Here is an 11,817-nt window from a genome sequence, read left to right as displayed (position 1 = left end):
CGTCATGTCGATCTACATCAACAAAGACACCAAAGTCATCACCCAGGGCATCACCGGCAAGACCGGTCAGTTCCACACCGAGAAGTGCCAGGAATACGCGAACGGCAAGAACTGCTTCGTGGCCGGCGTGAACCCGAAGAAGGCCGGCGAGTCGATCTTCAACATCCCGATCTTCGGCTCGGTGAAAGAAGCCGCGACGCAAACCGGCGCCACCGTGTCGGTGATCTACGTGCCGCCGGCCGGCGCTGCCGCCGCGATCTGGGAAGCCGTCGAGGCCGATCTGGACATGGCGATCTGCATCACCGAAGGCATCCCGGTGCGCGACATGCTCGAAGTGCGCAACAAGATGAAGGCCAAGGTCGCCGCGGGCGGCAAAGAGACCCTGCTGCTGGGCCCGAACTGCCCCGGCCTGATCACGCCCGACGAGATCAAGATCGGCATCATGCCCGGCCACATCCACAAGAAGGGCCGCATCGGCGTGGTCAGCCGCTCCGGCACGCTGACCTATGAAGCCGTGGCACAGCTCACCGAGATCGGTCTCGGCCAGTCGAGCGCCGTGGGCATCGGCGGCGATCCGATCAACGGCCTGAAGCACATCGACGTGATGAAGGCCTTCAACGACGACCCCGACACCGACGCCGTCATCATGATCGGCGAGATCGGCGGCCCCGACGAAGCCGACGCCGCGCGCTGGTGCAAGGACCACATGAAGAAGCCGATCGTCGGCTTCATCGCCGGCGTGACCGCCCCTCCGGGCAAGCGCATGGGCCACGCGGGCGCCTTGATTTCAGGCGGCGCCGACACGGCGGATGCCAAGCTCGCCATCATGGAAGAGTGCGGTTTCACGGTTACACGAAACTTCTCGGAGCTGGCCAAGCGCCTCAAGGCGCTGCTCTAAAACTTCCGCGTTCCTCGACCACACAAGAACAAAAGCGCTCGCAATTCACGTTGCGGGCGCTTTTTCAATACATAACAGTGGATATGGGACATGGATTATTTGCAAACTGCCGACTTCTGGATCGGGCTCGTCAAGATTGTCTGGATCAACATCATTCTTTCGGGGGACAACGCGGTGGTGATCGCGATGGCCGCCCGTTCGCTGCCGCCGCATCAGCAGCAGAGAGCCGTGCTGTTCGGCTCGGGCGCGGCCGTGGTGCTGCGCATCGCGCTCACCGTGGTCGCTGCCAAGCTGCTGGCGCTGCCCTACCTGCAGATCCTCGGCGGCGCGCTGCTGCTGTGGATCGGCGTGCAGCTGCTCGGCGATGAGGAAGACGACAACGGCGAGGAAAAGGAGTACGGCAGCATGCTCGCCGCGGTGCGAACCATCCTGCTGGCCGACCTGGTCATGAGCCTGGACAACGTGATCGCGGTCGCCGCTGCGGCGCAGGGCAGCATGGTGCTGCTGATCCTGGGCCTGGCCATCAGCATCCCGTTGGTGATTTTCGGCAGTACCCTCATGATCAAGCTCATGGAACGTTTCCCGATCATCATCATGCTGGGCGCCGCGCTGATCGGCTGGGTCGGCGGCGAGACCATCGTGAGCGACGTCGCCTTGCGTGGCGCCCTGGCGGCCAACCCCTGGCTGCACTATGCAGGCGCCGCGGCCGGCGCATTCTTCGTCGTCGCTGTCGGCCGCTGGCAGCAAAGGCGCGCGGCCGCCGCCGCGCACTGAGCGAGCGGCCCCCTCAACCAAACTGATTCATGGCGAACCTGGGCGTATCCGCTTCTCCTGACACCGGCTCGCTGACCTGGGACTTCGCCGCGCTCACCGACCCTGGCCGGGTGCGCGCCAACAACGAAGACACGATCGCCTTCGACGCCTCGCTGGGCCTGGTCCTTTTGGCCGACGGCATGGGCGGCTACAACGGCGGCGAGGTCGCCAGCGGCATGGCCATCGCCTTGCTGCAAGCCAGTTTCGGCCGCTGGCTGGCCCACGCCGGGCCGACCGCCAACCCGCGGGCCGTGCGCCGCGCGCTGCAGGCCGGTACCGACGAGGCCAACGCGGCCATCCTCGAAGCCGGCGTCGCGAACATGCAGCTGCAGGGCATGGGCACCACGCTCGTGCTGGCCGCCTTCGGGTCCAAGCGTGCGATCGTCGGCCACATCGGCGACTCCCGCTGCTACCGGCTGCGCAACGAAAAGCTCGAACAGCTCACGCGCGACCATTCGCTGCTGCAGGAGCAGCTCGACGCCGGCGCGATCACGCCCGAGCAGGCCATCCTGTCGCCGCACCGCAACCTGGTGACGCGGGCGCTCGGCATCGAACGCCATGTCGAACTCGAAATGCACGAGCACAACGTGAAACCCGGGGACCTTTTCCTGCTATGTTCGGACGGGCTGAGCGAGATGGTCCCCGACGCGCAGCTTTTCACGCTTTTGTTACAAGATATCGGTCTTTCGGAGAAAGCAACACTTTTGGTTTCAACTGCGAATGACAATGGGGGCAGGGACAACATTTCGGTCGTCCTCGCCCGGGCAGGCTCAGGTGAAGCGCTCGAGGCATCCGGATAGCCCAAAAAAATGAGATCCAGGAGTCGGCCATGCCGAAAATGATCGTTTCGATCGACGGTGTCGTCATCAAGGAGGTGACGCTCGCCAAGGACCGCACCACGCTGGGACGGCGGCCGTACAACGACATCGTGATCGACAATCTGGCGATCAGCGGTGAACACGCCGTGCTGCACATGATCGGCGGCGACGTCTACCTGGAAGATCTCAACAGCACCAACGGCACCTACATCAACGGGCGTGCCGTCAAGAAGCAGGCGCTCGAGCACAACGACGTTGTCGAGGTCGGCAAGTACAAGATCCGCTACCTGGTGGCCAGCGGCGCCTCCGAAGGGGCCGGGCCCGCGCCGCACATCGCGCCAGCACCATCAGGCCCGATTCCCCTCAGTTCCGCACCCACGGTGCACCAGCCCTTCGGCGGCGGCACCGGCGTGGCCGTCATGCGCGTTCTGTCGGGCAGCGGCGCCGGGCGCGAACTCTCCCTGCAGAAGGTCGTCACCACGATCGGCAAACCCGGCGTGGCCGTCGCCGCCGTCACGCGGCGTCTGCACGGCTACGTTGTGGCACCCATCGACGGCGGCACCGAGCTCAACGGCGAACCGCTCGGCAACGAGGCCGTCGCCCTGCAGGACGGCGACGTGCTCGAACTCGGCGGCACGCGGATGCAGTTCGTCGCCGGCTGAGCGCCGCTGACGCGCCGAGGCTTTGGTACGGGCCAGAGGCTTGACCCCACTGCCGGCTGTAGATGCCAAAAAATTCCTTTACCAGCTGTACGCGCAGCGTTTAGCCTCAATGGCGTTGCAGCCCAAAGACCAGAACTGGGATGGTGCAACCCGGTTCGAAACCAAATAGAAAACAAAAGGCCTCGCATATGCAGGTGCGCGTGTTGGGTTGCTCGGGCGCCATCGCCAAGGACTGCCGCACGACGTCATTCCTGGTCGACAGCGACCTGCTGGTCGACGCCGGCACCGGCGTCGGCGACCTGAGCCTGGACGAAATGGCCGCCATCGACGATGTGGTGCTCACCCATTCGCACCTCGACCACATCGCCGCGCTGCCCCTGATGATCGACGCCGTGGCCAGCCGCCGCAGCAAGGCGCTGCGCGTGCATGCCCTGCGGGCCACCATCGAGGCGCTGCGCGCCCATGTGTTCAACAACGTCATCTGGCCCGATTTCGCGAGCATCCCCAGTCGCGAGGCGCCGTTTGTGAGCTTTCATGACATCGTGGTCGGGCAGGAGCTCGAGCTGGGAACCCGGGCGCTCAAGAACATCGAGGTGTTGCCGGCCGTGCATACCGTGCCGGCCTGTGGCTATGCGGTGCGTTGCGCGAAGGGCGGCGCCAACTGGGTTTTCAGCGGGGACACGGAACGCAATCCGGCCTTCTGGCAGCGGGTGAACCAGCTTGATGTGGGAATGCTGGTGATCGAGACGGCGTTCAGCAATCGAGAGCAAGCGTTGGCGCAGCGCAGCTTGCATTTGTCGCCTGGCACTTTGGCCGACGAACTGGCGCATATCGCGCCCGGCAAGAACTACCCGATCTACATCACCCACACCAAGCCGGCCGAGACCGAAGAGATCATGAGCCAGATCGACTTGCTGGCCGCTGGCTCGCAGATGCAGGGCACGAAGGGGTGGGACATTCGGTGGCTGGAGGCGGCGGGGGTCCTGCAGGTCTGACCACTGTGGGTGGCTGACTGACAAAATTTGTCATCCCGCGTGTGGCATATGCAACAGGTTGTGTCACCTATTGTAACTCCAGCGTGAACAAATGCACACCAAGGTTTGCTTCAGAGGCGAGCAGCCGGGATGGCACAGATGCTGCGGAGGTTGAACGCACCGGGGGCCTTCCTCGGGCCCTTCAACCAACTGGAGTTTCTTGAAATGAACCGTCGTTCCATCGCACGCAACGTGCAAAAGGGTTTCACCCTTATCGAGTTGATGATCGTTGTAGCGATCATCGGCATCTTGGCCGCAATCGCGCTGCCGCAATATCAAACCTACATCGCCAAGTCGCAAGTGTCGCGTGCAATGGGCGAAGCTGGCGCCATCAAGACCGCAGTTGAGGCGTGCATTTTGGATGGAAAGACTGCCGTTGGCTTGGCCGCTGGTGAATGCGACCCCCAAGCCTCGGGTTCGACCATCTTGACTGGCGCAACCCAAGGCGCCGCCATTCCGGCAAACACCGGTGTGCCGCAAGTGCTCAATCCGATGACCTCGACGACCACGATCATTGCCACGTTCGGCAATGGCGCGGCTGCAGATCTCAAGACGGCCGGCACCGACACGCTGACCTGGACGCGCACCGCGGCAGGTTCGTGGGGATGCACGACCACCGTGGCTATCAAGTACCGTCCGGCCGGCTGCCAATAATTTTTGCAGGCCTATGAAGCCGCCTTCGGGCGGCTTTTTCATTTGGGCAGTTGAAGGCTGTAGTGAACTCAGCGGCCTGTTGCGCTTAGCAATGGCCCGGCCGAAAGAATCGCGACAAGCAAGCTGGCGAGATGCGAACGCGCGCGTGACACCTTTTGTCACAATTGGACAATTTGGCGCGGCTGACCTTGCCAACATGTGTCAGGCGTCAGGGGTAGATCTGCAACTATTTCACGGTTTCAGATGAGCTATGGGTAAATTGCGGTTGGCACGCATGCTGCAGAGAGATAGCAGCCCGGGCGAATCCCGGCTTGCTAAATCAACCAGGAGTTATGAATGAACCGTCGTTCCATCGCACGCAACGTGCAAAAGGGTTTCACCCTTATCGAGTTGATGATCGTTGTAGCGATCATCGGCATCTTGGCCGCAATCGCGCTGCCGCAATATCAAACCTACATCGCCAAGTCGCAAGTGTCGCGTGCAATGGGCGAAGCTGGCGCCATCAAGACCGCAGTTGAGGCGTGCATTTTGGATGGAAAGACTGCCGTTGGCTTGGCCGCTGGTGAATGCGACCCCCAAGCCTCGGGTTCGACCATCTTGACTGGCGCAACCCAAGGCGCCGCCATTCCGGCAAACACCGGTGTGCCGCAAGTGCTCAATCCGATGACCTCGACGACCACGATCATTGCCACGTTCGGCAATGGCGCGGCTGCAGATCTCAAGACGGCCGGCACCGACACGCTGACCTGGACGCGCACCGCGGCAGGTTCGTGGGGATGCACGACCACCGTGCCTGCCAAGTACCGTCCGCGCGGCTGCCAATAATTCTTGCAGGCCTATGAAGCCGCCTTCGGGCGGCTTTTTCATTTGGGCAGTCGAGGGCCAATCGAAACTTCCTAGCTCCGCGAGGGGCTCAACGGCCCGCATAAGGCGCTCGTGACGATCTTGGCAGACGCGATACTCCTGAATAGTCGCGAGCGAGGCACAGGTGAGGATCGCGGTGGTGCCGTAGCCGGGCGTGTTCTCGCAGTCTTATGCGCGCACCGGCAGTGATTTTCAAAGTACAACGCCGAAGAGAAGCGCAGTCATGCGGGCTGAAGCTGCTCTGACCTCACCTCGGCCGCCAGTCTCCGCTACATGTTGTTGCAAATCCCGTGCAACAATGCCCTGCGTCATCACTTCGGCAACAGGCAATCGATGCGCGCACTGGCTCTCTTCACTCTGGCTTTCACGATTCCGGCAGCCGCCTTGGCAGAGCGCGGGCGATCTGGCCTACAAGCGCTGCGATGAGGCCGAGGGCTCCGTCGACCAGATCGCAATTTGCACTGATTCCCTGAAAGAGCAGAGCCTCACCGTGCGCACGCGTGCGCGCATCCATGCGATACGTGGCAACGCCTATCGCAACGGCGGGGATCTTCAGACAGCGATGTCCGAGTACAACGAGTCGCTCCGCATCGACCCGAAGTATCCCTTCGCTACAACAACCGCGGCGCTCTGTGGAACATGGTCGGCGAGCCGCGCAAGGCCCTGGCGGAGTTCGACAAGGCCATTGGTCTCGATCCAAAGAATGCCGCGTTCTTCAGCAATCGCGGCGCAACCTGGAACAAGCTGGGCGACGACAGCAAAGCCTTTTCGGACATCAACGAAGCCATCCGGCTCGGGCCGCCGAGGTCGGACGCCTACCAGACTCGGGCAATCATCTGGGCGGACCGGGGTGACTACGAGCGCGCCATCGCCGACAACGATGAGGCGATCCGGATCAACCCGAAGAATCATCAGGCCTTCAACAACCGCGGCACCGTTTGGCTGGAGCGGCAGGACGCGGCCAAGGCGATGGCCGACTTCGACGCAGCCATCAGGATCTGGCCGGGGTTTCCGATGGCATTGATGAACCGAGGGAACGAATGGAACCGGATCGGCAAATACGACCGCGCGATCGTCGATTTCGATCTCGCGCTGCGGCAGGTGCCGGATTTTGCCGCCGCCTTAGGCGGGCGGGCGAATGCGTGGGAGAAGAAGGGCGATCTGGATAAGGCGCTTGCCGACTACGACGAAGTGATTCGCCTGCGCCCGATCTACGCCGGGGCGTACGTGGGCCGCGCCGAAGTGTGGCGCCGCAAAGGCAACAGCGAGCGGGCGCCGGCGGACTTGGCCGCGGCCTATACGCCTGATCCGAAGCTTAGGCCGGCGCAACCAAAATAGCGCGGTCCATGCGCGCTTCACGCGAGAACTTGTTCCGCATCGAGGAAGCCAACTTGCGTTGATTTTCAAAGTACAAGTTCTCGAACTTCCTTGATTTGCGTTTCTTCATCGCTCTCTGCCGGACGGCAGCGAAGCAGTCGCAGGCCAACTACGGCGAGGCTATCCGCTTAGAACCTGGCCGTTCGGTGGACTATCAGACGAGAGCGCTCGCCCGGGAGCAAAAGGCAATCCGCGCCCGTTTATCACCTTTGTGCATGCAGCGATCCATTCTTCCGAAGCAGCACGCGATGTGACGCATACCTTAGCGATCTCAGAGGCATCAAGCGCCGCCTGCACGCTGGACCGGGGCGCGGCTCGTCACGGAATCCGGCCAAGCTCCCATGACAAGCTCGTCACCAGCGAATCGTCGGCCGTGACGCATCGAGTTTTCGCCAATGATGCTGCGCCTGATGTCATTAGCAATCATCAGCCCGATGCGCACGAATCGGAAGAGGGCCGCGCGTGCGCATCGAACGCATGATTGGCAAATGATGATTTTTGAGAATCAGATCGCTTCAGTCCACCGCCGGTATTTCCCGCCAGTTGAGCAACCGCAGCGAGCTCCCGCCGCCCAGATTGACCGGCGGCACGTGCTGCTTGCCCTCCACGTCACCGGCAACGAGACGGACTGTTCCGTTGTCGCTGATGAACTTGAGATCGGTGATCGCATGCGTGTAGCCGGCATAGGGCGTATCCCCTGGTACCAGAGCCGTCACGCCCGTGCCGAAGTTGACGGCGTAGACGCGGCTTTGGCCCGACGGGCTGCAGGCATTGCCCGTGGTCAATAGCGTTGCGAAGGCAACGACGCCATTGAAGGATGTCGCGCTCGTGATCGAGCGCCATCCGATGTTCGATGTCGAGCCGAGTTCGATAAACCAGCCCTGCGCGGTTCCGAAGTTGATGGCGGTTTGACCCGTCAGTTCGGCGTCGCTGAGTCCTTCGAGGTTCGACCGTGTCAGCGGGTAGGTCCCGCCACTGCCGAAGAGGGCGGACGTGCCGTCGATGATCGCGTAGAAGGTCTGCGCGGCCGAGGAGTTGATGTCGACCGTGTCGAGCAGCTGTCCGGTTCCAAGCATCACATAGCGCTTTTTGGTCTTCGGATCGACTTCGACCAGGGGAGCGGTCGTAATGGGCTGCGCATTGCCGTTCGCATCGGCCAGGGTCGCCAGCTTCAAAGGGGCAGGGTACGGCGCGGTGCTGCCGCGTGCGGCGGTCACATCGAAGCGCCAGAGCTGGCCGTTGAGATCTCCCGCATAGATGGCGTCGGCCGTGCCGTCGGTGTAGTCGCTGATGTAGGCGGTCATCTGCGTGAGGCCGGCCGAGGCGTTGCCGGTCTGCACCTTTTCGAGCAAGCTGCCGTCGCGCGGATTGACGAAATAGATATAGCCGTTGCCGTCGCTGTTGTTGTAGCCGGAGCTGAACACCACGACCCAGCCGTACTTCTTAGTCTTGAGGACGAGCGGTGCTCCGTAGCTGAAGCCCAGGGTGCCGCTCACGCCGGTGGTGGCGTTGCTGAACTCCCACTTGATCTTGGCCTTGACCAGGTCTTCGGTCGTCATGGTCGAAGGATCGGTGATGTCAATCGCGTAGAAGCTCTTGCCTCCCTTGCCGAGCCCGCCGACGAGAAGAGACTTCCAATCCGAACCGCCTGAGGCCGTGGTGGTGAAGACTCCGCCCGCGGTGTTGAAGTCCAAGTCAAACGCCTTGGGGGTTGCATCCACGTAATAGCGGTGCTCGTAGTTCGGATTGCCCAGTTGGCCCAATCCGTTGAGCGTTGGCGTCGCCGGGCTGCTGGGTCCGGAGAACAGAGGGCTGGGCACATAGGCGAATAGCTCGTTGCCGGCCCCGGTTCCGCTCAAAGCACCATCAAAGGCGTGCAGCATGCCGTCGTTGGCGCCCACGTAGACCACTGTCTTTCGATTGACGTACGTTGTTTTGAAAGTCGCGTAGCCGGGGTTGACCGTGTTCGAGAGGCGCGCCGAAGGCGGTCCGACCGGGGTGACCTTCGCGTTGGCGATATCACCGAGCAGCGCCGGCCGCAGGCGATAGGGCTTGGTTTCATCGGTGGAGGTCCGTTCGTTGGTGCGGTCGCCGCGCAAGTAGTTGAGGTAGTTAACGCTGTCGTTGCCGGTGGCCCACGGCGTATCGAGGGCCGTGAGCTGGTCGGTGGTCAGGCTGCCGCTGCGAAACGGAACGCCGGTGGTGCCGTTCCAGGTGACGACCCGGCGGTTGCTGTCCCAGCCCCCGCTCGCCAGTTGCGCTGCGAGCGTGGTCGCGCTGCTCCAGACTTCGGTCAAGGTCGGTATACCGCTCACGAAAGTCAGCCGGCTGGCGGTCAGCACGCCGGTCCATCCGTTGGAGTCGTATTGCGAGGCATACGAGGCCGCGCCGCTCGACGACACCTGCGCGGTCGAAAGCGAAAAGGAGGTTGTGAACGACTTGATGGCGTTGGCGATGCTGGCAAAAGCCTTGGTCAAGCCGTCGACCATGGTGTCGGGTCGGCCGGCAGTGAAGTAGTTGTCAGGCCGCTCCTGCGTGGTGCTGCCTTCGGTGAGCGTTTCACCGTTGGTTGACCACCAGCTTGTGGGGATGGGGCCGGTAAAGGTGTAGGGATCGAAAGTGTCCTGGATGTTGGTCGGCAGTTTGAGACCACCGTACTTGGAAGCCAGATAGAACTGGTTGTTGACTTGGAATGCTCGCTCGAGCACGTCCACCCAGTAGGTCTGCACGGTCTGCTTTCCAATGGTATTGGGCGACGTTGCCACGTCGGGCCGGATGTCCTTCGTATTCGCGTCGTACGCCAGACCCGCCATGCGCGCCGAGTTGTTGCTGCAGCAGTTGTTCGAGACATTGGTGCGCGTACCCAGATCGTCGCCCATGCCTTGCAGTTGCCCGACCTTGTTGGTGGCGGTCACGGCATTGACGGTCGTGTCATTGGCGACCAGGGTCGGCAGGGTCGGCTCGTTGGCGGTATTGGTGTTGCCGGGCACATTCTTGTCACCGTGGGTGTAGATGTCGCCAATGCCAAGGATGAAGTTGCGCTGGCACGAGTACTGAATCGGATCCGTCCAGTTGGTGATCACAGGAAAACCGTCGAGTTGCGTCGCCCGTGCGGCATCGGTTGTCGTCAGGTTGCTCCATTCGGGTACGTTGCCGAGGTTGCGGTAATAGCGCAGCGCCGCGTAGTACAGCTCGCCCACGGGGTCGTTGCCCTTGTAGTTGCCGGGAAGCAACTGGCCGAATTTGTTGAGGTAGTTGATCACCCCGCTGTCGCTGATCGTCACGCCGCTGCCGGAGCTGGCTGTTGCGTCTGCAGCATTCGGATTGCGGATGAATGTGCCGTCAGTCGCGCTCCATTCCCCCTCGCTGTTGGTGACATCGGGAAGGCCAGGCACCGGTTGTGTCGGGCCTACGAACTTCTGGCGCGCGCGGAGCACACCGCCGTCGCGGCCATTGCCGGATTCATTCAGGTAACCGAATGCGCTGAAGCGCATGCGGTGCGAATACTGCTGGATCAGGCCTTCTGGCTTCCAGTTCGATCCGTACTGTTTGCAATTGCTTTCCACGCCGCCGGGCGCATTCGGGTCGCAGACCTTGTTGCGCATGGTGTAGACATTCGAGGTCGCAGCGCCGATGCTGTTGGTGAAGGCTTCGAAACTGCCACCCGGCTTCTGCCATGCCAACTGCAGAGTCGCTCCGCCGGCGTTTTCGTAGTAGTCGACCTGCAGGTCGAAGGCCTGCCCTGCGGTCAGGTTGACGTTGGCCGTGTAATCCGTCGGGCCTTGATCTCTCCACTGATTGATCAGCATGGTGCCGTTGACCGACAAGCGCACACCATCATCGGCCGTCACACGGAAGGTATAGGTTCCTGTTGCGGGTGCGACGAAGCTGCCGGTGTAGCGTGCGGAAAAGCGGTCGGCGTTGACGCCGGTGCCGGGACTGGCATTGCCCCAGTTGTGGTCCGCCGAATCATTGTTCACCGTCAACACCGGCGTGCCCGTCGCCGTCATGTCGTTGAAGTATTCGCCCTTGAGCGCTGCGCCGCTGGTGGTCGTCTGCATGGCGAATCCACGCCCGTTGATGGACACCAGCAGACTGGTGGCCGAATCGAAAGGCGTGGCGTCGGCGATCTCGCTGGCGGTGAGATTGCGATCGTTGAACAGTCCCTGGCCCGAGTGCCAGCCTTTCTCAAGAATCGTTTCGGTCGCGGTGTCGACAACGCGCCGGCCACCGGTCATGGCCCATCGGAAAGGGTCGATGGTTGCGGTAGCAGCCCAGTTGAGGAAGTTGCCGCTCCACATGGCGTTCAGAGCAGCGCTGCCTGTGCATTTGCGGCCGACCGCAACGCCGGTTGGGTTGAAATAACTTAGGTCGCCCTTGCCCACTGTGACAGGGTTGGTGACGGGGATTGCCGGGTTCACCGCTGTATTCGATACATAGGTGTAGCACTTATTGGGATCGAAGTAGCCCAGGTAGGTGCTGTTGCTCGTGTAGTTCGCCGTGTGCGCCGTTCTGGAGGCCGTGGGCCACTCAACCGAGAGGGTCAGCGCAAGGTTGCCCGGCACATTGGACGTGGCAAACACGGGCTGATCGGCCAGGCTGGCCGCGCTGGCCCATCCCTGCAAGCCGAAAAGAGCAGCGAGCGCTGCGGCGCGGGCAAAGCGCGCGGCAAGATAGGAAGGCGTATTCATGGAATG

The 11,817-nt window shown here is 62.2% G+C and carries 9 protein-coding genes; 8 read left to right on the top strand and 1 reads right to left on the bottom strand.

Annotated elements, in window-relative coordinates; all coding sequences use genetic code 11:
* Positions 1 to 4: 4 nt before the first annotated feature.
* The 8 genes from sucD to ACSQ9I_RS29455 all read left to right on the top strand — a co-directional run bounded on the left by sucD (position 5) and on the right by ACSQ9I_RS29455 (position 7,081).
* Entirely contained in the window at positions 5 to 898 is an 894-nt protein-coding gene (gene sucD, locus ACSQ9I_RS29490) for a succinate--CoA ligase subunit alpha (protein WP_214694940.1), read from the top strand.
* A 90-nt stretch (positions 899 to 988) separates the two neighbouring features.
* Positions 989 to 1,672 (top strand): TerC family protein, encoded by a 684-nt coding sequence (locus tag ACSQ9I_RS29485; protein WP_436315517.1) that lies wholly within the window; start codon positions 989 to 991, stop codon positions 1,670 to 1,672.
* A 29-nt stretch (positions 1,673 to 1,701) separates the two neighbouring features.
* Positions 1,702 to 2,511, top strand: coding sequence for a Stp1/IreP family PP2C-type Ser/Thr phosphatase (locus tag ACSQ9I_RS29480; protein ID WP_436315516.1), 810 nt, complete (start codon positions 1,702 to 1,704; stop codon positions 2,509 to 2,511).
* 29 nt (positions 2,512 to 2,540) lie between these two features.
* Positions 2,541 to 3,191, top strand: a complete 651-nt coding sequence (locus tag ACSQ9I_RS29475) for an FHA domain-containing protein (RefSeq protein ID WP_093108549.1) — start codon at positions 2,541 to 2,543, stop codon at positions 3,189 to 3,191.
* 188 nt (positions 3,192 to 3,379) lie between these two features.
* Positions 3,380 to 4,186: a 3',5'-cyclic-nucleotide phosphodiesterase gene (locus ACSQ9I_RS29470; protein ID WP_436315515.1), complete on the top strand. Its 807-nt coding sequence runs from the start codon at positions 3,380 to 3,382 to the stop codon at positions 4,184 to 4,186.
* A gap of 129 nt (positions 4,187 to 4,315) precedes the next feature.
* Positions 4,316 to 4,879, top strand: a complete 564-nt coding sequence (locus tag ACSQ9I_RS29465) for a pilin (RefSeq protein ID WP_436315514.1) — start codon at positions 4,316 to 4,318, stop codon at positions 4,877 to 4,879.
* A gap of 336 nt (positions 4,880 to 5,215) precedes the next feature.
* The gene (locus ACSQ9I_RS29460; protein ID WP_436315513.1) at positions 5,216 to 5,704 is read left to right on the top strand and encodes a pilin; all 489 of its coding nucleotides are present in this window, start codon (positions 5,216 to 5,218) and stop codon (positions 5,702 to 5,704) included.
* A 678-nt stretch (positions 5,705 to 6,382) separates the two neighbouring features.
* Positions 6,383 to 7,081 carry a tetratricopeptide repeat protein gene (locus ACSQ9I_RS29455; protein WP_436315512.1) on the top strand — a complete coding sequence of 233 codons (699 nt, stop codon included), beginning with the start codon at positions 6,383 to 6,385 and terminating at the stop codon, positions 7,079 to 7,081.
* A gap of 554 nt (positions 7,082 to 7,635) precedes the next feature.
* On the opposite strand, the gene ACSQ9I_RS29450 is transcribed toward ACSQ9I_RS29455, so the two are convergent.
* Entirely contained in the window at positions 7,636 to 11,811 is a 4,176-nt protein-coding gene (locus ACSQ9I_RS29450; protein ID WP_436315511.1) for a PilC/PilY family type IV pilus protein, read from the bottom strand.
* Positions 11,812 to 11,817: the final 6 nt, after the last annotated feature.

This window comes from Variovorax sp. LjRoot84 (assembly GCF_964254305.1).
Taxonomy (GTDB): Bacteria; Pseudomonadota; Gammaproteobacteria; order Burkholderiales; family Burkholderiaceae_C; genus Variovorax.
This window is presented reverse-complemented; position numbering and strand designations above follow the sequence as displayed.